Annotated in this window: 17 protein-coding genes and 1 pseudogene; 7 read left to right on the forward strand and 11 right to left on the reverse strand. The window is 76.8% G+C overall.

Going from position 1 to position 20,509, the window contains the following annotated elements; genetic code table 11:
- The 9 genes and pseudogenes from FHN55_RS05680 to mtrA form a co-directional block, all read right to left on the reverse strand.
- Positions 1-744 (reverse strand): annotated as a pseudogene (locus FHN55_RS05680) (hypothetical protein); the annotation flags it as partial.
- Positions 674-1,732: a hypothetical protein gene (locus FHN55_RS05685; protein WP_139711294.1), complete on the reverse strand. Its 1,059-nt coding sequence runs from the start codon at positions 1,730-1,732 to the stop codon at positions 674-676. The gene FHN55_RS05685 and the pseudogene FHN55_RS05680, both read right to left, overlap by 71 nt.
- Before the next feature lie 74 nt (positions 1,733-1,806).
- Positions 1,807-3,129, reverse strand: coding sequence for a winged helix-turn-helix domain-containing protein (locus FHN55_RS05690; RefSeq protein WP_218974382.1), 1,323 nt, complete (start codon positions 3,127-3,129; stop codon positions 1,807-1,809).
- 12 nt (positions 3,130-3,141) lie between these two features.
- Positions 3,142-3,858, reverse strand: coding sequence for a response regulator transcription factor (locus FHN55_RS05695; RefSeq protein ID WP_257570727.1), 717 nt, complete (start codon positions 3,856-3,858; stop codon positions 3,142-3,144).
- A 308-nt stretch (positions 3,859-4,166) separates the two neighbouring features.
- Complete coding sequence (gene hpf / locus FHN55_RS05700) at positions 4,167-4,958, reverse strand: ribosome hibernation-promoting factor, HPF/YfiA family (protein WP_139711295.1); 792 nt, start codon at positions 4,956-4,958, stop codon at positions 4,167-4,169.
- Between the two features lie 119 nt (positions 4,959-5,077).
- Positions 5,078-6,127, reverse strand: coding sequence for a ComF family protein (locus tag FHN55_RS05705; protein WP_257570728.1), 1,050 nt, complete (start codon positions 6,125-6,127; stop codon positions 5,078-5,080).
- 143 nt (positions 6,128-6,270) lie between these two features.
- The gene (locus FHN55_RS05710; RefSeq protein ID WP_139711296.1) at positions 6,271-8,106 is read right to left on the reverse strand and encodes an LpqB family beta-propeller domain-containing protein; all 1,836 of its coding nucleotides are present in this window, start codon (positions 8,104-8,106) and stop codon (positions 6,271-6,273) included.
- Positions 8,099-9,760 (reverse strand): MtrAB system histidine kinase MtrB, encoded by a 1,662-nt coding sequence (gene mtrB / locus FHN55_RS05715; RefSeq protein WP_139711297.1) that lies wholly within the window; start codon positions 9,758-9,760, stop codon positions 8,099-8,101. The genes FHN55_RS05710 and mtrB overlap by 8 nt, the downstream gene beginning before the upstream one ends.
- Positions 9,761-9,792: 32 nt before the next feature.
- On the reverse strand, positions 9,793-10,470 hold the full coding sequence (mtrA, locus tag FHN55_RS05720; RefSeq protein ID WP_139711298.1) for an MtrAB system response regulator MtrA: 678 nt from the start codon (positions 10,468-10,470) through the stop codon (positions 9,793-9,795).
- Between the two features lie 92 nt (positions 10,471-10,562).
- On the opposite strand from mtrA, the gene FHN55_RS05725 reads away from it, so the two are divergent.
- The 6 genes from FHN55_RS05725 to FHN55_RS05750 all read left to right on the forward strand — a co-directional run bounded on the left by FHN55_RS05725 (position 10,563) and on the right by FHN55_RS05750 (position 16,864).
- Positions 10,563-11,672 (forward strand): glycerophosphoryl diester phosphodiesterase membrane domain-containing protein, encoded by a 1,110-nt coding sequence (locus FHN55_RS05725; protein ID WP_139711299.1) that lies wholly within the window; start codon positions 10,563-10,565, stop codon positions 11,670-11,672.
- Positions 11,673-11,676: 4 nt separating this feature from the next.
- Positions 11,677-12,348 (forward strand): DUF4129 domain-containing protein, encoded by a 672-nt coding sequence (locus tag FHN55_RS05730; RefSeq protein WP_139711300.1) that lies wholly within the window; start codon positions 11,677-11,679, stop codon positions 12,346-12,348.
- Positions 12,345-13,742: a DUF4350 domain-containing protein gene (locus FHN55_RS05735; protein WP_139711301.1), complete on the forward strand. Its 1,398-nt coding sequence runs from the start codon at positions 12,345-12,347 to the stop codon at positions 13,740-13,742. Before FHN55_RS05730 ends, FHN55_RS05735 begins: the two co-directional genes overlap by 4 nt.
- 29 nt (positions 13,743-13,771) lie before the next feature.
- Positions 13,772-14,761, forward strand: coding sequence for a MoxR family ATPase (locus FHN55_RS05740; protein WP_257570739.1), 990 nt, complete (start codon positions 13,772-13,774; stop codon positions 14,759-14,761).
- A gap of 45 nt (positions 14,762-14,806) precedes the next feature.
- A complete protein-coding gene (locus tag FHN55_RS05745) occupies positions 14,807-16,147 on the forward strand; it encodes a DUF58 domain-containing protein (RefSeq protein WP_139711303.1) in 1,341 nt (446 codons plus the stop codon).
- Between the two features lie 72 nt (positions 16,148-16,219).
- The gene (locus FHN55_RS05750; RefSeq protein WP_139711304.1) at positions 16,220-16,864 is read left to right on the forward strand and encodes a TetR/AcrR family transcriptional regulator; all 645 of its coding nucleotides are present in this window, start codon (positions 16,220-16,222) and stop codon (positions 16,862-16,864) included.
- A gap of 51 nt (positions 16,865-16,915) precedes the next feature.
- Here FHN55_RS05750 and FHN55_RS05755 read toward each other — a convergent pair whose 3' ends face one another.
- Positions 16,916-17,911 (reverse strand): stage II sporulation protein M, encoded by a 996-nt coding sequence (locus FHN55_RS05755; protein ID WP_139711305.1) that lies wholly within the window; start codon positions 17,909-17,911, stop codon positions 16,916-16,918.
- A gap of 62 nt (positions 17,912-17,973) precedes the next feature.
- Here FHN55_RS05755 and FHN55_RS05760 point away from each other — a divergent pair, with 62 nt between their 5' ends.
- Entirely contained in the window at positions 17,974-18,804 is an 831-nt protein-coding gene (locus FHN55_RS05760; RefSeq protein WP_218974383.1) for an RDD family protein, read from the forward strand.
- 131 nt (positions 18,805-18,935) lie between these two features.
- Here the strand turns inward: FHN55_RS05760 and ahcY are convergent, their stop codons facing one another.
- Positions 18,936-20,381 carry an adenosylhomocysteinase gene (gene ahcY, locus FHN55_RS05765; protein ID WP_139711306.1) on the reverse strand — a complete coding sequence of 482 codons (1,446 nt, stop codon included), beginning with the start codon at positions 20,379-20,381 and terminating at the stop codon, positions 18,936-18,938.
- Between the last annotated feature and the right edge of the window lie 128 nt (positions 20,382-20,509).

Below are 20,509 nucleotides of genomic sequence, written 5' to 3' on the forward strand. Positions count from 1 at the left end.
GGACCCAGAGCGTGGTGGGGCCCCTGCCGTTGGCGACGGGCTCGACTCCCCGCCGGTGGGCTTCTCGCCGGTGAGCTTCTCGCCGGTGGGCAGGGTGCTGTGCTCGTTGCTGGCGGGGCTGGGCCCCGACGGTGGCCCACCGTCATCCGGCCCCTCGTCGGGCCCGTCATCCGGCCCGTCCTCCGGCCCGTCATCCGGCCCGTCATCCGGCTCGTCGTCCGGTCCGTCATCTGGCCCGTCCTCGGGGTCCTCGGGGTCCTCGGGGTCGGTCAGGTCCTCATCCGCGAGGTCGTCAGCGAGGTCATCGGCGAGGTCATCGGCGAGGTCGTCAGCGAGCACCACGATGTGGACCTCGGACAGGTGGGCGCGCTGCTCCGGAGTGGGGATGCGCACCAGCCTGCGGGTGTCCGGAGCGATCGGACCCACCGGCGACTGCCGGCGCTCAGCACCCCCACCAGCACCCCCACCGCCATCGCCGTCGTCCTCAAGGTCGTCCTCGTCCTCGAGGTCGGCCTCGGCGTGGGCGTCGGTCTGGGCGTCAGTCTGGCCGTCGGACAGGGGCCGGCCCAGCGCCTGCGCGATGGTGTGCGGGGTCGGGAAGAAGTCACCCACCACCAAGCTGACCAGCACATCAGCACGCAGCTGCGCCCGGGTGCGCCGCTCCTGCTCCTGCTCAGCGGCATCGGTATCGGTATCGGTGTAGGTGTCCCCGTCCTGGGCGTTCGCCGCGATCTGGTTGATCACCTGCCACACCCGCGCCGCGTCCGCGGTCTCCAGGTCCGCCACCACCCGCCACCACCCGCTGACACCCCGGCTTGGGCGAAGGCCGCAAGACCACGTCCCGCTCCTGCACCCCCGCGGCCATCGCCCGGGCCGCGTACCCCGGGTCAGCCTCCAGCGCCGCCTCCTCCAACGCCTTCACCAAGCGGGCACGGCTCAACGTGGCCGCCGCAGCCACCGCCGTGGCCTCCACCACCCGCCGCGCCGCATCCCCAGCCGGGCCCTGCGGAAGGCGCCGGCACACCGTGGCCAGCTCCTGCAGCTGCGCCGGGGTCATCACCCCACCGGTCAACGCCGCCTCAGCAGCCGGCAGCTCACCGAGCTGACGAGCCAGACCCACCAACGCGGTTGCGGTGCCCCCCGCGATCCGCAGCACCGGCGCCAGCTCATCGGCGGCCGGGCGGCGGGAGTCCTTCGCCGCCGCCCGGGCGGGGTTCTCAGCCAGCTTGGCGGCGTCCAGACCCGAGACCGAGACCAGCTTGAGGGCGAACAGGTAGGAGGTGCACCGCTCCACCGCTGCGGTGACCTCGGTCCACTCCCTGCTGGTCAACCCCACCCCACCAGCACCGTCACCTCCACCGCCGAGGGCAGCGTGCAGGGCGTCCAGCGCAGCGACCTGAGCCGGGCACGGCTCCCCAGCCACCGCAGCCGCGATCGCCGGGCGGATCAGGCGCCGCTCAGCGATCGACCCCGTCAACGGGTCCTGGCTGAGGGCACGGACCCACCAGGGGGCGCTGAAGCCGACCAGCACAGCCTCATCGCCCCCAGCACCGGGGTCACCGTCGAAGGGGGCGTGGAGCACGCCGTCCAGGTCGCCGTCCCAGAAGTCGTCCCAGAAGTCATTCCCCAGACCCTCAGCGAGGTCGACGACGCCCTCCTCCGCGCGCATGCGCCCGCGAAGGTGGTCGGCGTCATCGCCGACCACCCACCGCGGGAGCGCGCTGGAGGTCATGTCGAGAACGCTAGAGGCCACCACCGACAGCCCGGTGGACCTCGTCACTGCAGGTCAGAACCGTGATCGAAGCCTCACGCCGTGTGACGTCGCACCGCCACCAGGAGGTCGCCGGCCAGGTCTCCCCGAGGTGCCACCTCCACGTCGCCGAGGCCGAGCCAGGCGGCCATCGTCGCCAGCTCCGCAGCCAGCTCGTCCGCCGTCTCCGGCGGCGCCCACGGCTCGCGGTGCGACGCGAGCACCACGAGGACGCCACGGGCCCGGTCGGCCTTGAGGTCCACCCGGCCGACCACCGCGTCCCCGAGGAGGAAGGGCAGCACGTAGTAGCCGTGCACCCGCTGCTCCGCGGGCGTGTACACCTCCAGCCGCACGCGCACGCCGAACAGCTCCTCCGTGCGCGGGCGGAAGAAGACGAGGGAGTCGAACGGCGAGAGCAGCGCGCGCGCTGCCACCCGCCGGGGCCGCGGCGCGTCGGCCCACCGGTAGGCGGGCCGCGCCCAGCCCGCCACCTCCACCGGCACGAGGCTGCCCGCCTCGACGAGCTCGGCGACCGCGCGGCGGCTCGCCTGCGGCTTGAGGCGGAAGTAGTCGCGCAGGGCCGGCTCGTCGGCCACGCCGAGCGCCCGCGCCGAGACCTCCACGAGCTCCCGGACGGCGTCGGCCTCGTCCGGGTCGGGGGCCGCGGCGACCTCGGGGGGCAGCACGCGCTCGGTGAGGTCGTACCGGCGCTCGAAGGAGGCCGTGCGCCCTGCGGCGGTCAGCTCACCGGTGAAGAAGAGGTGCTCGCACGCCCGCTTGACGGCGCTCCAGTTCCAGCCCCAGTGGTCGCGGGCCCGCGGCGCGTCGTGGGCGAGGGCCACCTCGAGCTCGCGCGCGCTCATGGCCCCGCCTGCGGCCACCTCGGCCCTCACCGCCTCGACCACCCCGGGGTGCTCGGTGACGACGCTGCGCACGCTGCCCCACGCGTCGGAGGCCGCCCGCGCCATCCGCCACCGCAGCAGCCGGTGGGTGGAGGGCGGCACGAAGCTGGCCTCGTGCGCCCAGTACTCGACGAGGCGCCGGGGCCGCTGCTCGGCGGCGCGGCGGAGCAGGTCGACGTCGTAGTCCCCGAGGCGGCTGAAGAGCGGCAGGGTGTGGCTGCGCGCGAGCACCTGGATGCTGTCGATCTGCAGCAGGCCCACCGCGTCGACGACGCGCTGCAGGTGGCGCAGCGTGGGCTCCCCCACCGGGCGCGGCGCCGCCAGGCCCTGGGCGGCGATCGCCGTGCGCCGCGCCTGCGCCGCCGTCCAGCGCTCGGCGGGGGTGGGGAGGAGGTCTGCTGCTGTGCGCGCCGTCACCGGGCCGAGCCTGCCAGCGCCCGCCGACAGCCTCACCGGCCGCCCGGCGAGGCCCAGCACGATCCGGTGGTGTCAGCTGAACTCGATCATGCCTTCCTTGACCGCGTACATGACCGCCTCCATGCGCGAGTGGAGCTGCAGCTTCTCGAGGATGTTGCGCACGTGGTTCTTGACGGTGTTCTCGCTGATGAACAGCTCAGCGGCGATGTCGCGGTTGCCCATCCCGCGGGCGACCAGCCCCAGCACCTGGACCTCGCGGTCGGTCAGGCGCGGCACGGGCATCGAGGGCCGGGCCTCGCTGGCGCGCGACAGCGCGGCGAACTCCGACAGCAGCGCTCCCGCCATCGACGGGCTGATGAGCGACTGGCCGCCCATGACCGCGCGGAGCCCGTCGGCGATGTCCTCCCCGGGCACGTCCTTGAGCAGGTAGCCGTTCGCCCCCGCGCGGACGGCCTCGAAGAGGTCGGCCTCCTCGTCGCTCATCGTCAGCATGATGATCTTCGTGGAGGGAGCCACGGCCTTGATGGCCGAGCACGCCTCGGTCCCCGACCGGCGCGGCATCCGCAGGTCCATGAGCACGATGTCGGGGAGCAGGGCCCGAGCCTTGTTGATCGCCTCCAGGCCGTCACCGGCCTCGCCGACGATGTCGATGTCGTCCTCGGTGTCGAGGACCATCTCCAGACCGCGGCGGTACAGGGCGTGGTCGTCGGCCATGAGCACGCGGATCGTGTCGCCGGGCACGTAGGTGGACCGCACGTCGATGGCGTCACCCGCGGCGCCGCCTGCCACCTCGGCGCTCTTGCCAGACCCCGTCACCCGTCGTCCCCCGCTCACGCCCGCTGCCGTCGGTGCGCCCACCGCCGGGGTCGCCGGCGCCTGGGCCCTGATCGCGCGCTCCTCGCGCGTCGCACGGACCACAGCATCGTGCCAGCCGTAGCCTCCACACCCGGACGACTCGCCGACATCCGGTGCCGAACTGGCGGAAATCCGTCCGATCCGGGCGATCTGGACGGCGCACCGCGCACCGAGGACCGGCGGCCCACCACGGCGCAGCCGCTGGGGCGGGCGCCCTGAGCAGGCACCCGCCCCAGGACGGCTCAGCGGTCGCCCACCCCCGCGGCGACGGGCTCCCGGCGCTCGACGGCGGCCCCCGCCGCGCCGTCCAGCGCGGCAGCCCCCTCGGCCGAGGTGGTGCCGTCGTCAGCGGTCTCCCCCTCGCCGGCGAGCCTCAGCACGCCGTAGCTCCAGCCGCGCCGGCGGTAGACGACGCTCGGCCGCCCGGTCCCGGCGTCGACGAAGAGGTAGAAGTCGTGCCCGACCAGCTCCATCTGCTCCAGGGCGGCCTCGAGGGTCATCGGGGTGGCCGGGTGCACCTTGTCGCGGATGACGACGGGTGACTCCCCCAGCACCCACTCGCCGTCCGCGACCTTCGGCGCCTCGCCGCGGTGCACGTGGTCGTCCAGGGCCAGCGGCGCCTCCTCGGCGTCCGCCGCAGCGGCGGGCGCGGGCGGTGCGGGTGCTGCGGCCGCGGGGGGCTGCACCGGCTCGGCAGCGCCCCGCACGTGGTTGCCGCCGTGGCTGCTCTTGTGGACCTTCTTGCGGTCGCTCGCCCGCCGGAGCCGTTCCATGAGCTTCGTGGTGGCCATGTCGAGGGCCGCGTAGGCGTCTCCGGCGCACGCCTCGGCGCGCACGACGGGTCCGGGGCCGCGCAGCGTCAGCTCGATGCGCTCGCACCGCTCCGACTGCCGCTTGTTGGCCTCGTGGCTGACGGCGACCTCGATGCGCTGCACCTTGGGCGCGAGCTGCTCGACCTTCGCGAGCTTCTCGTCAAGGTGCCGGCGGAACCGTCCGGGCACCTCGGTGTGCCGAGCGGTGACCACGATCTCCACGATGTCTCTCCTCCGATGCTGCAGGGGACGGATGGCGGTCCGGGCCTCGCGCAGGCTCCAGGGGTGAGCCGCGCCGGTGGCGGGGACCGGGAGGGCGCGCCGTGCGGCAGGCACGAGCATCAGGCGCTCTGCACGGCGCTCAGGAAGACGGCGACCACCCCCTCGCGACGGCGGCGGGGGCGCCAGCGCTCGGCTCCACCACGGGGGTGGACGGCGAGGAGGCTGCCATGGACCGACGTTAGTCGGCCCCCTCCGGTCGTGACCACCCCCGGGCGCCACCCGTCACCCGGCGCGCCGTCGCCACGCCGCTGCGCGGCCGCGACCACCGCCGCCGCGACCACGGGGGCACCGGCCGCTCGCAGGGCCCGGGCGGCCTCGGCGAGGGTCGCGCCGGTGGTGGCCACGTCGTCGACGACGACGACGGGCGCCGGGAGCGACGTGCGGGCCGTGCCCCCGGGTCCGGGCCCTGGCCGGCTCCAGGGGTGGTCCGGGTCCCGGGTGCGGCCGTCGACGGCGACGAGCGCGCGCTCGAGGTTGCCCGCGCGGCTCGACGCGTCCAGGCCCGACTGGTCGCGCAGCCGGCGGGCGGGGCGCAGGAGCGGAGCCACCACCACCGGCAGGCCCTGCTGGCGCAGGCGCCGCGCCGCGCAGCGCGCCAGGTCCGCCACGACGTCGCGGCCACGCCGGCTGACCGCCCGCCGCCGGGACGGCACGGGGACCAGCAGCACCGGCGCGGCACCGCCGACCGTCCCGGCCGCAGCGGCGCCGGACAGGTGCTCGGTCTGCTCCAGCGCCGCGAGCACCGAGGCGGCCAGCCCCTGCGCCAGCCACCTGTCGAGGTCGCTCCGGTCCCGCTCCTTCCAAGCCACCAGCAGGCGGCGCACGGCCCCCTCGTAGGCGGTGGCGGCCCAGGTGGGCGGTGCCCCGCGCACCGTGGTGCCGGCCAGGGCGGGAGGCAGGCCCCGGCCGCGCAGGGCCGCCGCGCAGGCCCGGCAGACGGCCTCGTCCGGGGCGCCGCAGCCGGCGCAGACCGCGGGCCAGACGGCTCCCGCGAGCGCCCGCAGCGGCCCCGGCCGGCGTCGGGCGCGCCCCGGTGCCGCGGGGAGGCGCACTGCGGGCTGTGCTGCGGACTGCGCTGCGCTGCCGGGTGCCGGGACGTCGGGGGCCACGGGTCCACCGTGCCCCCGGCCGGCCCGGGCCGGGACCTCAGCAGTCGTCGCTGTGGACGGCCGACGCACCTCCGGCGGCGCTGTGCACGCCTGTGGACGGCGCTGTGGACCGGTGGGACGAGCCGACCCGGGAGCGGGCCGGGTCAGCCGGGGTAGACCGGGTCGAACGCGGGCGCGGGCTGCGCCGCCAGCGGCAGCCACCGCGACCCCTCCCGCGGCCAGATCCGCCCGTCCGCGCCCCCCACCACGAGCGACTGCCGCCCCGACCCGCCGGCGATGGTCACGGCCTCGGCCTCGCGCGGCGGCCCGCCCAGGTAGGTCACGCGGCCCCCGTCGACGAGCCACACCGCAGGCGCCCCGAGCGTCGCGGGGTCGCCGCCCGCCTGGCCGGCGGACTCGGCCTGGGCGCTGCCGGGAGCGACGGTGCCGAGCACCGCCACACCGGTGGTCCCCACCCACACCGCACCGGACACCGCGGACAGCCAGGGGGTGGGCGGCTCCTGCGCGGCGGTCAGCGACTGCGGCGTGCCGTCGTCGGCGCGCGCGATCCCCGCGACGTCGACGCGGACGGCGTCGGGCTGGCCCGGCTGCCCCGTCGAGGTGACGAGGGCTCGCACGCCGTCCTCGGCGACGCGAACGCCGAGCACGCGCCGTCCGGCCAGCCACGCGGCGGCCACCTGCACCGCGGCGCCGTCCGCGGAGACGGCGAGCACCGATCCGGTGCTCGCGGCGGGCGTCGTCCAGGTCCACCCGTCGGCGTCGATCGAGGGGGGCGTGAGCTCGGCGCCCAGCGGGAGGGGGGCGGGCATCGCCTCCGCTGCGCCGTCGAGCACGGCCGCACCGAGCCTCTGCAGGGCGGTGCGCCCCCCGACCAGGACGACGACGGTGTCGCCGCGGGCGGCCGGGGAGGCGGCACCGGGGACAGCCGGCAGCCCCTCGACCGGCACCAGCTGGGAACCGACCAGCTGGCACACGCGGTCCTGGGACAGGACGAGGGGGGCGTCCGAGTCCGGGGGTGCGGGCAGCGGCAGGGCGCCCACCGGGGTGAGCTCGCCCCCGTCCAGGCTCGTCACCACCTGGGTGATGCCCAGCCCGGAGGCCAGCAGGGTGGCGCTGAGCTGCTGCTGGAGCTGGCGGACCTGAGCCGGGCGCTGGCGCTGCAGCCCCGCGGGCAGGTCCACGGTGGCGATGCCCCCGGCGATGCTCACGCTGCCGTCCGGGAGCTCCGTGCCGGACGGGGCGCCGCTGCTGGTGGCCGCGGCGAGCTGCTCGGGAGGGCCGGCGAGCACCTGCTCCACGAGCGCGGTGGCGGTCGCGGGGCGGTCGAGCAGCCAGCGCGGATCGGGGACGAGGACGTCGGCAGCGGGCCTGGCGACGAACATGACGGGCCGCTGGGTGAAGGTCTGCTGGAAGCGGGCCTCGTCGAGCAGCAGCAGGTCGGGGGTGTCGTCGATGCGCCACTCCCCCCGCTCGCGCAGCAGCCGCACGGTGAAGTCCTGCCGCTGGCCCACCGCGGAGGGGCGGTAGGCACCGGTCGGGTCGACCTGGGCCAGCTCGGGCGCCCCCACGGCGACCACCACGGCCCCGTCGGGCCCGGCGTCGGACTGCTGGTCCACCGAGAGCGTGCCGGCCGGGTGCACGACGGTGCGGGCCGTCGGCCGCCAGCTGGCCCGCCGCGAGGAGCTGAGGAAGGAGCGCGCCGCCTGGAACTCCTCGTCGACCCCGACCCCCGCCGCGAGGAACCCGCGCACCACCTCCACGGGGGTCGCCCCCGGCACCGGGCCCACGGGGTCGACGCGGTAGCCGGGCTCCGGGTCCGCCTGCACCACACCGCCCTGGCGCACGGGGCTGGAGACGGGGATCCGCGCGCACCCCGCCGCCGCCGTCCCCCACACGGCGGCCAGGGCCACGAGCACCGCGCGGCGGCTCGGGCGCGGCGGCGCGGTGCCGCCGGGCCCCCGTGGGACCGCGTCAGGCACGGGGCGCCGCCGTGATCTGCAGCATCGGGCGCAGCGGGAGCGGGGAGCCCGCTCCGAGCTGGGCGTCGCGGGTGCGGGGCAGGGTCAGGAGGAAGGTGGCACCCTCTCCGGGCCGTCCCACCACCTCCAGGCGCCCGCGGTGGAGCAGGGCGTCCTCGCGGGAGATCGCCAGGCCCAGCCCGGTGCCCCCCGTGGTCCGCGCCCGGGCGGGGTCGGCGCGCCAGAACCTGTCGAAGACCCGCGCCGCGTCCGCGGGGGCCAGCCCCACGCCGTGGTCGCGGACGCGGACGGCGACCGCGACGTCGTCCGCGGCGACGTCCACCTCCACCGGCCGTCCCTCGCCGTGCTCGACGGCGTTGACCACGAGGTTGCGCAGCACGCGCTCCACGCGGCGGCGGTCGACCTCGGCGGTGCAGGACCCGTCCTCACCGTCCTCGCCCTGCGGGGCGGGGTGCACCAGCACCCGCACCTCGCTGCCGGTGCGCTCGGCCAGCGGCAGGGCGCCCTCGACGGCGCGGCGCGCGAGCAGGCCGACGTCCACGCGCTCCAGGTCGAGCGCGGCGGCCCCGGCGTCGTAGCGGCTGATCTCCAGCAGGTCGGCCAGGAGGTCCTCGAACCTGTCCAGCTGGGTGTAGAGCAGCTCCGCCGAGCGGGCCACAGCGGGTGGGAAGTCCTCCCGGGCGTCGTGGATGACCTCCCCCGCCATGCGGATGGTGGTGAGCGGCGTGCGCAGCTCGTGGGAGACGTCGGAGACGAAGCGCTGCTGCAGCGTGCCCAGCTGCTCCAGCTCGGTGATCTGCTGCTGCAGGCTGGCCGCCATCGTGTTGAAGGAGGCCGCCAGGCGCGCGAGGTCGTCCTCGCCCCGCACCACCATCCGCTCGCCGAGGTGCCCGTCACCCATCCTCGAGGCGACGGCCGCGGCCGTGCGCACGGGCTCCACCACCCCGTGGACGACGACGGCGGTGACCACGCCGACGAGCAGCACCAGCACGGAGGCCCCGACGAGCAGCGTGCGCTGCACGGCGTCGAGGGTGGCCTGCTCGCGCGAGAGGTCGAAGAGGAAGTAGAGCTCGTAGTCGCCGGCGATGGGCACCGACACCATGGACCCGACCGCCAGCCACGGGCGCTCCCGGCCACCGGCGTCCACGCTGATCGACTGGTACTGCTGCGTGTCGCCGCCGTCCCGGACGGCGGCGCGCAGCGCGTCGGGCACGGTGCGCGGTCCGTCGGAGGCGCTGAACAGCGCGGTGCCGATGGACGTCGACGGGTCGGCGCCGGGGGGCTGCAGCAGCAGCACGGTGCGGTCCAGGCCGACGCCGACGCCCTGCAGCTGCCCGAGCAGCGTCTGGGCCTGCAGCTGCACCTCGTCCTTGTTCTGGGCCGTGAACTGGTCGAACCGGGTCTGCGCGTCCTGCGCCCCCCGCAGCGCCTGTGTCAGCGCCTGGTCGCGGCGGCTGTCGAAGAGCTGGTCGCTGATGCGCCCGGCGAGGTAGGCGCCCGCGAGCGCCACCGCGAGCAGCGTGAGCAGGGTGGTGGTGGCGACCACGCGCAGCTGCAGCGACCGGCGCCAGCGCCGCCGCGGGCCGGGTCCCGACAGCAGCGACCCCCACCACCGGCGCCACCGTCCCGGCGCACCGCTGGTGCGGCGCAGCACCGGCAGGGCGCCCTGCTGGTGGCGCTGGCCGGTCAGGGCGGGCCGGCCTTGTAGCCGACGCCGCGCACCGTCAGCACCACCTCGGGGTGCTCGGGGTCGGTCTCGACCTTGGAGCGCAGCCGCTGGACGTGGACGTTGACCAGGCGGGTGTCGGCGGCGTGCCGGTACCCCCACACCTGCTCGAGGAGGACCTCGCGGCTGAACACCTGCCAGGGGCGGCGCGCGAGCGCCAGCAGCAGGTCGAACTCCAGCGGGGTGAGGTTGACGGGCTCCTCGCCGCGGTGCACGGCGTGGCCGGCGACGTCGATGGTGACCGGCCCGATCCGCAGCACCTCCTGCTCGGGGGCGTCGTTGCGGCGCAGCCGGGCGCGCACACGCGCGACGAGCTCCTTGGGCTTGAACGGCTTGGGCACGTAGTCGTCGGCGCCGGACTCCAGACCGGCGACCACGTCGATGCTGTCCGTGCGGGCCGTGAGCATGACGATCGGGACGCCGGACTCGGCGCGGATGCGGCGGCAGACCTCGATGCCGTCGATGCCGGGGAGCATGAGGTCGAGCAGGACCAGGTCGGGCCGCGACTCGCGGAACGCCGTGACGGCGCCGCTGCCCGTGGCGCAGAAGGAGACCTCGAGCCCCTCGGCGCCGAGCACGATGCCGATCATCTCTGCCAGCGCGGTGTCGTCATCCACGACGAGGACGCGTCCCTTCACGCCGACAGTCTGCCTGACCCGGCTGAGTGCACCCGGGTGCTCGCTCCCGTGGTGCACCCGGTCGGCGCTGGCGGGGTGCCACGATGGGCCGCATGAGCGAGCCCCCCAGCTGGACGGCGCCCGGCGCAGGAGGCCAGCAGCCCCCGCCGCCGCCCCCGCAGGGCGGGCCGCCGGCGGCGCCCCCCGGACCCGGGTGGGGCCAGCCGGCGCCGGTGCCCGGCGGCTCGTGGGCGGCCCAGGCCCCCCGCCCCGGGATCATCCCGCTGCGCCCGCTGTCGCTGGGCGAGCTGTGGGACGGCGCCTTCCGGGCGGTGCGCTCCAACCCGAAGCCGCTGCTGGGCACCTCGGCCGTCGTCGTCGTCATCATCACGGTGGCGCAGCTGGTGACGCAGGGGGTGCTGCAGGGCAGCCTGCTGGCGTTCGAGCAGGACCCCACCGCCACGCCCGACCAGGTCTTCGACTCCCTGGGGTCAGCGGTGCCGGGCTTCCTCGGCGGCTTCCTCCTCACCGCGCTGCTCTCCCTCGTGGCCACCTCGGTCCTCACCGGCGTGGTGACCGTCTCGGTCAGCACCGCGGTGCTCGGGCGCCGCACGTCCGGCGCCGAGCTGTGGCGCCGCACGCGCGAGCGGCTGGGCGCGCTGGTCGGCCTGTCGCTGCTCATCTCGCTGGCGACCGGTCTCGCCTTCGCCGTGCTGCTGGCACCGGGCTTCCTGCTGCTCCTGGGAGGCGCCACCGGCGGCAGCGACGGGTCCGTCCTGGGCGGGGTCGGCCTGCTGCTGCTCGGGGCCCTGCTCGGGCTGCTGCTGAGCCTGTGGCTGAGCACCCGGCTCGTGCTGGCGCCGGCGGCGCTGGTGCTGGAGGGCCAGGGCGTCGGCGGGGCGGTCAGGCGCGCCTGGGGGCTGTCGCAGCGCGGCTTCTGGCGGCTGCTGGGCATCTGGCTGCTGACGGCGGTCTGCATCGCCGTGGTGTCGGCGGTGGTGACGACGCCGTTCGGGATCATCGCCACCGTGGTGGGCGCGGTCGTCGGACCCGAGAGCTCCTGGTACCTCCCGGTGACGCTGGCCGTCACGGGCCTCGGGACGGCGCTGGTCTCCACCGTGCTGTACCCGCTGCAGTCGGCGGTGACGGCCCTGCTGTACGTCGACCAGCGCATGCGCCAAGAGGGCCTGGACGTCGAGCTCGCACGCTCCGCAGCGCAGTGACGGCGTGACGACGCTGCTCGCCGGGGCGCTGCTCGCCGGCGCCCCGCTGCAGCCGGGCGCCGACGAGGCGCGCCGCGCCGCCCAGCAGGAGCTGGCGAAGGGCGTCTACCGGGACGCCGAGCCCGGCCTGCTGCAGCGCGCCTGGGAGGCGCTGCTGGACGCGCTCTCCCGCGTCGAGGGGCCCTCGGGCGGCGGGGTGCTGCAGGCGGTGGTGGTGGTGCTGCTCGTCCTGGGCGTCCTCGTGGTGGTCGCGCTGCTGGTGCGCCGCACCGGGGCCGCCACCCGCCGCGCCGCCGCGGGGCCGCAGCCCGGCCTCACCGGACCGGTGGACGCCGCCGCGCTGCGCCGGGACGCCCGCGAGGCGGCGCGCGAGCAGCGCTGGGACGACGCCGTGCTGGTGGGTTTCCGCGCGCTCGTGCGGGGCCTGCAGGAGCGCGACCTCGTCGGCTCCGCCCCCGGCCTCACGGCCTCCGAGGCCGCCCGCGAGGCCGGCAGGTCCCTGCCCGCCCTGGCGGGACGCCTCACCGCAGCCGCCGACCTCTTCGACAGCGTGCTCTACGGCGGCCGGCGCGCGCGCCGCGAGGACGCCGAGGCCGTGGCAGCCCTCGACGACGCAGCGGTGGCGGCCCGTCCCGCCCGCCGGGCCGAGGTGGCCGCGGGAGGCGCCGCCCGATGACGACGACGACGGGGGCGGCCCCCGGCCGGGCCGGCGGGCCGACCCGCGGACGAGCTCGCGGGCGGTCCCGCGGGCGGCTGCTGGTGGCGCTCCTCGTGGTGCTCTTCGTCGCGGTGCCGGTGGTGGCGGGGCTGCTGGGCACGCGCTCCAGCGGACGCGCCCTCGACCCCGACAACCCCGCTCCGGACGGCGGCCGTGCGCTCGCGGCGCTGCTGGCGCAGGGCGGCGTGCCGGTGCAGCGCGTCGGCACGGCCGCGGCGGCCTCCACCGCCCTCGGGGACGCCGGCGCGGACGGGGCCACCCTGGTGGTGACCGACCCGCAGCTGCTGGCCCCGGCCCTGCTGACCGACCTGGTCGGCAGGTCCGCCGCGGTGGTCCTGCTCGGTGCGTCGCCGTCGGCGCTGGAGGCGACCGGCACCGGTCTGCGCCTGGCCCGTGACGCCTCCTCGCAGCAGGCCACCGAGACCACGGAGACCACGGAGACCGCCGTCCGGGCTGCGGCCGCGCGCCCGGCCTCCTCGCAGGACGACGCTCCCGGCGACGACCCGGTGCCGGCCCGCTGCGACGACCCCGCCGCCGCGGCCGCCGGCACCGTGGCCGACGAGGAGGCCGTCGAGGGCGCCGACGCGTTCGACCCCTCGGGCGGACTGCTCGCGGCGGCCCAGGACGGGGCCCGCACCACGACGTGCTTCGACGGCCTCTTCGGCTCCGGCACCGCACCCGGCGGCGCGCGGGTGAGCGTGCTCCCGCAGCCGGCCCTGGTCTCCAACGAGCTGCTCGACGAGGCCGGGGACGCCGCCCTCGGGCTCCGGGCCGCCGGCTCGCAGCCGAGGGTGGTCTGGCTCGTGGCCTCCTTCCTCGACACCGCCCCCGACACCGCGCCGTCGCCCGCGCAGCTGCTGCCGGGCTGGCTGGTGCCGCTCGTGGTGCAGCTGCTGCTCGCGGCCGTGGCGGCCGTGGTGTGGCGGGCCCGGCGCTTCGGGGCGCTCGTGGTCGAGCCGCTGCCCGTGGTGGTCCGCTCGGTGGAGACCGTGCGGGGCCGCGCCGCGCTGTACCGCGCCTCCCGCGACCCCGCCGCGGCCGGTGGCGCCCTGCGCGCCGCGCTGCGCTGGAGGCTGCAGCAGCGGCTCGGCCTGCCGCCCGGCACCGCGGCGTCCGTCCTCGCGGCCGGGACCGCGCACGCGCTGCGCACGACGGGGCCCGCCGCAGCGCCCCGCCGCTGGGACGCGGCCGCCGTGGAGCGGCTGCTCACCGGGGCCCCGCCCTCCGACGACGCCGCGCTGGCGGCGCTGCTGCGCGACGTCGACGCCCTCGAGGCCGCCCTGGCCTCCCCCGCACCCGCGCCTCCCGCGCCCGCCGCCCGCACACCCCAGACCCCGGAGGACCTCCCGTGACCGACTCCCCCGCCGAGCCGTCGGCCGAGCTGGCCGCCCAGACCGGCGCGTCGTCGGCGTCCGGGTCCGACGAGCGCGCCCGTGCGGCGCTCGCCGCCGTCCGCGCCGAGGTCGGCAAGGCCGTGGTGGGGCAGGAGGGCGTGGTGACCGGCGTCGTCGTCGCCCTGCTGTGCGGCGGCCACGTGCTGCTGGAGGGCGTGCCCGGCACCGCGAAGACCCTGCTGGTGCGGGCGCTGTCGGCGTCGCTGTCGATGGGCAGCAAGCGGGTGCAGTTCACCCCCGACCTCATGCCCGGCGACGTGACCGGCTCCCTGGTCTACGACGCCCGCGCCGGGGAGTTCTCCTTCCGCCCCGGCCCGGTGTTCACCCAGCTCCTGCTGGCCGACGAGATCAACAGGACGCCGCCCAAGACGCAGGCGTCCCTGCTCGAGGCCATGGAGGAGCGGCAGGTCACCGTCGACGGCGCGACCCACCGGCTGCCCGAGCCGTTCCTCGTGGCCGCCACGCAGAACCCCGTGGAGCAGGAGGGCACCTACCCCCTCCCCGAGGCGCAGCTGGACAGGTTCCTGCTGAAGCTCGTGGTGCCGCTGCCGCCGCGCGAGGCCGAGGTGGAGGTGCTCGCACGGCACGCCGCCGGGTTCGACCCGCGCGACCTGGCCGCGGCGGGCGTGCGGCCGGTCGCCGGTCCGGAGGACCTGGCCGCCGCCCGCGCGGCCGTGGCCCGCGTGCACGTGGCGCGCGAGGTGGTGGAGTACGTCGTCGACGTCGCCCGGGCCACCCGCACGGCACCCTCGCTGCGGCTGGGCGCCTCCCCGCGCGGCGCGACGGCGCTGCTGGCCGCGGCCCGCGCGTGGGCGTGGCTGACCGGGCGCGACTACGTGGTGCCCGACGACGTCAAGGCGTTCAGCCTGCCCGTGCTGCGCCACCGGGTGCAGCTGCGCCCCGAGGCCGAGCTGGACGGCGCGAGCGTCGACGCCGTCCTCGAGAGCGTGCTGGCCGGCGTGCCGGTCCCCCGGTGAGGAGCCGGTGACGAGCCCGGTGGGGAGCCCGGTGGGGACCGCGCCGTGGTGCTGACCGGCCGGTGGGTGCTGCTGGTGGCGCTCGGCGCGCTGCCGGCGGCGCTCGTGCCGGCGCTGCTCGTCGGCACGGGCGGCTGGCTGCGCTGGGCGGGCGTGCTGGGCTGGGCGCTCGTCGTCGTCCTGCTCACGGCGGTGGACCTGGTGCTGGCGGGCTCGCCGCGGGCGCTGTCGGTGCGTCGCGAGGAGCCCGGGCCGGTGCGCCTGGGCGAGCGGACCTCCGTGCCGCTGGTGGTGGAGAGCACCGGCCGCCGGCGGGTGCGCGGAGCCCTGCGGGACGCGTGGGGGCCGTCGGCGGGCGTCGTCGTCCCCGCTCGCGGCCGCCACCGGCTCGACGTGCCGCCCGGGGAGCGCCGCCGCCTGGTCACCGAGCTGGAACCCCGGCGGCGCGGTGACCGCGAGGCGGCCCGGGTGGTGGTGAGGTCCGCGGGCCCGCTGGGGCTGGCGGCCCGGCAGCGAGCGCTGCCCGCGCCCGGCCGGGTGCGGGTGCTGCCGCCCTTCACCTCCCGCCGGCACCTGCCCGCGGCGCTGGAGCGGCTGCGCACGCTGGACGGCTCCGCCAGCGTGCAGGTGCGCGGGCAGGGCACGGAGTTCGACAGCCTGCGGGAGTGGGTCGACGGCGACGACGCCCGCTCGGTCGACTGGCGCGCCACCGCTCGGCGCGGCTCGCTGGTGGTGCGCACGTGGCGCCCCGAGCGCGACCGGCGGGTGCTCGTGGTGCTGGACACCTCGCGGACCTCCGCCGCGCGCATCGGCGACGCCCCGAGGCTGGACGCCGCGATGGACGCCGCGCTGCTGCTCGCCGCCGTGGCCGCGGCTGCGGGCGACCGGGTGGACCTGCTCGCCGCCGACCGCGCGGTGCGCGCCGCCGTCACGGCGCAGCGCCCGCCCGCCCTGATGCCCGCCCTGGTGCAGGCGATGGCTCCGCTCGAGCCGGCGCTGGTGGAGGCCGACTGGCCGGCGCTGGTGGCGCAGGTGCGCCGGCGCCTGCCGCACCGGGGGCTGCTCGTGCTGCTGACGCCGCTGGAGCCGGCCGCCGAGGCGGGGCTCCTGCCCGTGCTGGCCGGCCTCACGGCGCTGCACACCGTGGTGGTCGCCTCCGTGGCCGACCCCGCGCTGGACGAGCTGGCCTCCGCGCGCGGAGAGCGCGGCCCCGACGCCGCCGACGCGTACACGGCGGCCGCCGCGGAGCGCACCCGGCTGGAGCGTGCGGCGCTCACGGCGCTGGTCCGGCGGGCGGGGGCCGTGGTGGTGGACGCGGACCCCGAGCACCTGCCGCCCCGGCTCGCCGACGCCTACCTCTCGCTGAAGGCCGCCGGCCGCCTCTGACCCCTCGACCGGCCCCTCGACCAGCCCCTGCCAGTCACGTGGATCTTGGAATGGCAAGATCCACTGCTGGAGGTGAGGGACCCAGTGGATCTCATGGAGCGGCGGAGGCGGGCCACCCGGCTGGCCATCGAGCGCGCGGCGGTGGAGCTCTTCGAGGAGCACGGCTGCGGGGAGGTGACGGCCGAGCAGGTCGCCGCGGCCGCCGGCGTCCCACCGAGCACGTTCCACCGGTACTGCGCCGCTCCGGAGGACGCGGTCACCTGCCACATGGCGCTCTCGAGCGCCGACCTCGCGGACGCCGTCGAGCGCCGTCGGGGCACCCCCTTCCTGCAGGCGGTGCAGGACGGCGTGCTCGAGGTCCTCGCGTCCACGCAGGCGCCGGCGCTGGACATGCGGCGCACCATCGCCGTGTGCCTGCACCACGCACCGCTGCGGGCGCGGTGGGCGGCGTGCGGGCGGGACGGGCAGCACCTGCTCGCCGAGGTGCTCGCCGGGGAGCCCCCGGGCCAGGGCACGGCAGGGGCCGAGGTGCTCGCGGGCGTGGCGATGGCCGCGCTCCTGACGGCCTTCGAGCACTGGGCCCTGGACGGCGGGGACGTGGTGGAGCACCTCGCGCGGTGCTTCGCCGCGGTCGCGCCGCTGGACGTCCCGCTCGAGGTGCGGGACGCGCCGCCGGAGCCGGTGGACGCCGACGAGCAGCGGCCGGCCTCCGGCTGAGTCCCGTCCCCCGACGGGCGCCGGGGGGCGAGGTCGGGACGGGGGCGGCGTTCAGCCGGAGACGGGCTGCACGTCCTCGCGCTGCTCCTCGCGGACGTCACCGGTCTCCCCGGCGCGCGCGGCGCGGCGCCCGAGCACGCCGCCGTAGGTCAGGAAGGCGGCCAGCGCGAGCGCCCCGATGCCGATCCGCGCCCAGGTGGGCAGGCCGCTGGGCGTGACGAAGCCCTCCACCGCACCGGACAGCGCCAGCACCACCACGAGGCCCAGCGCCACCGTCACCAGCGCCCGCCCCTCCTCGGCGAGGGCCCGGGTGCGGGGGCGCGGACCGGGGTCGACCAGGGCCCAGAACAGCTTCAGCCCGGCACCGGCGGCCACGAAGACGCTGGTCAGCTCCAGCAGGCCGTGCGGGAGGATGAGCCCGAAGAACAGCGGCCCCTGCCCGTAGCTGATCATCAGGCCCGCCGCCTGGCCGATGCCGACGGCGTTCTGGAACAGCACCCACGGGACCCAGAAGCCGCTGATGCCGAAGATGACGCACTGCGCCGCGATCCAGGCGTTGTTGGTCCACACGCGCGCGGAGAACGCCGCGGCCGGGTCGGCGGAGTAGTAGCCGGCGAAGTCGGACTCGACGTACTGGCGCAGCTCCTCCGGCGTGCCCAGGGAGGCGAGCACCGCGGGGTCGCGCACGATCCACAGCGCCGTCGCCGCCCCCACGAGGAGCGTGAAGGCCGCCGCGCCCGCCGTCCACCAGCGCACGCGCCACAGCGCGGCGGGGAAGGAGGTGGTGGTGAAGCGCACGAGGTCGCGCCAGGCGGGCTCGCGCGCACCGGCGATGCGCGTGCGGGCGCGGGCCACCAGGCGCGACAGGTGGGCCGCGACGGCGGGGTCGCCGCCCGACGAGCGGACCTGCGACAGGTGCGTGGCGGTGCGCTGGTAGAGCAGGACCAGCCGGTCGGCCTGGGCACCGGTCAGCCGGCGGCTCCTCAGCAGCCGGTCGAGCTCGTCCCACTCGTCGGAGTGCACGGCCGCGAAGGCCTCGGCGTCCACCCGCCCAGTGTGCCGTGCCGGCGACCCGTCAGACTGCCGTCACACCCGGTGGAGGAGGGCGAGTGGCTGACCGCGACGACGACGCGCTGGCCCTGCCGCCCGCGCTGGTCACCGGCGAGGCCGTGGAGCTGGAGGTCCGCACCGCGGGCCTTCTCTCGCGCGTGCTCGCGCTCGCGCTGGACGTCGTCGTCCAGCTGGGGCTGCTGGTCGCCGGCTTCGTCGTCCTCGCCGTGGCCACCGACGGCGCGGACGAGGCGACGCTGGCCGCCACCGGGCTGGCGCTGTCGGTGCTGGCGCTGGTGGTGCTGCCGGTGGCGTGGGAGACGCTGACGCGCGGCCGCTCCCCCGGCAAGGCCGCCGCGGGGCTCCGCGTGGTCCGCGACGACGGCGGGCCGGTCCGCGCCCGGCAGGCGCTGGTGCGCGCGCTGGCCGGGGTGGGCGAGCTGTGGATCACCGGCGGCTCGGTGGCGGCCATCGCCTCCCTGGTCTCCAGCCGCGGCAAGCGCGTGGGGGACCAGCTCGCGGGGACCGTGGTGGTGCGCGACCGCGTGCCCCGGCCGCGCCCGCGGCCGCTGCCGCAGGCGCCCGAGCTGGCGGACTGGGCGCGCAGCGCCGACGTCGGCATGCTCCCCGGCCGGCTCGCGGTGGCCGCGCGCACCGCGCTGTCCCGCGCGGACCGGCTGCACCCGGCCTCGCGGGAGCGGGTGCTGGGCGCGCTGGCGGCCGAGGTGTCGGCGCTCGTGGCTCCCCCACCGCCCCCGGGGACGCCGCCGGAGCGGCTGCTCGCCGCCGTCCTGACCGAGCGCCGCGACCGCGACACGGCCCGGGCGCAGCGCGAGCGGGCCCGGCGCGACGCCCTCCAGGAGCAGTCCCGCCGCCTCACCGGCCTCTGACGCCGTCCGCGGCGACGGCCGAGCGCCCGCTGCGCTTCGAAGGGGGACGACGGCGGGCCGCCCCCTCCTCGAGGAGGGAGCGGCCCGACGGGACGCCTCGCGCCGGCGCGGAGCCGGCCCGGGGAGGCGGCTCAGTACTTGTAGTGGTCCGGCTTGTACGGGCCGGCCACGTCCACGCCGAGGTACTCGGCCTGGGCCTTGGTCAGCTCGGTGAGCCGGGCGCCGAGCGCCTCGAGGTGCAGGCGCGCGACCTCCTCGTCGAGCTGCTTGGGCAGCAGGTGGACGGCGGTGGAGTACTCCTCGGGCTTGGTGAACAGCTCGATCTGGGCGATCGTCTGGTCCGAGAAGGAGTTGGACATCACGAACGACGGGTGCCCCGTCGCGTTGCCGAGGTTCAGCAGGCGGCCTTCGGACAGGATGATCACCGAGTGGCCGTCGGGGAAGGTCCACTCGTGGACCTGCGGCTTGATCTCCTGCTTCTGCACGCCCGGGATGCGCGCCAGACCGGCCATGTCGATCTCGTTGTCGAAGTGGCCGACGTTGCCGACCACGGCCTTGTCGCGCAGCCCCGCCAGGTGCTCGGCCGTCACGACGTCCTTGCAGCCGGTGGCGGTGATGACGAAGTGCGCCTCGTCGAGGACGTCCTCCAGCCGGACCACCTGGTAGCCGTCCATGGCGGCCTGCAGGGCGCAGATCGGGTCGGCCTCGGTGACGAGCACGCGGGCGCCCTGGCCGCGCAGCGACTCCGCGGAGCCCTTGCCGACGTCTCCGTAGCCGCAGACCACGGCGGTCTTGCCGCCGATGAGCACGTCCGTGGCGCGGTTGATGCCGTCGACCAGGGAGTGGCGCACGCCGTAGGTGTTGTCGAACTTGCTCTTGGTGACGGCGTCGTTGACGTTCATCGCCGGGAAGAGCAGGGTGCCCGCGCGCTGCATCTCGTAGAGGCGGTGCACGCCGGTGGTGGTCTCCTCGGTGACGCCGCGGATGCCGGGCGCCATGCGCGTGAAGCGCGAGCCGTCCTCGGCCACGGAGCGGCGCAGGGTGTCGAGGATGATCCGGTACTCGTCGTTGTCGTCCTCGGTGGGCTGCGGGACCGCGCCGGCGGCCTCGAACTCCACGCCCTTGTGCACGAGCAGGGTGGCGTCGCCGCCGTCGTCGAGGATCATGTTCGGCCCGTCGTGACCCTCCCAGCGGAAGATCTGGTCGGTGCACTCCCAGTACTCCTCGAGGGTCTCGCCCTTCCAGGCGAAGACCGGCACGCCCTTCGGGTCGGCGGGCGTGCCGCCGAGCTCCGAGGGGCCGACGACGACGGCCGCCGCGGCGGCGTCGTCCGTGGAGAAGATGTTGCAGCTGGCCCAGCGGACCTCGGCGCCGAGCGCCACGAGGGTCTCGATGAGGACGGCGGTCTGCACGGTCATGTGGATGGAGCCGGCGATGCGGGCCCCGGCCAGCGGCTGGGAGGCGGCGTAGCGCTCCCGCAGCGCCATGAGGCCGGGCATCTCGTGCTCAGCGAGGCGGATCTGGTGGCGGCCGGACTCGGCCAGGGACAGGTCGCGCACGCGGTGCTGCACAGTCACAGGGGTCTCCAGAGGGGTGGGCGAGCGACGGCCGCCGGGCCCCAGGGGGCGAGCGGATCCGTCGATGACCTGCCGGCGCGGCCCCTCTGGGCCTCGGTCAGCACCGACGCCGGACGACCCGAGTCTAC

It is taken from the genome of Streptomyces sp. NP160, assembly GCF_006335115.1.
Taxonomy (GTDB): Bacteria; Actinomycetota; Actinomycetes; order Actinomycetales; family Quadrisphaeraceae; genus Quadrisphaera.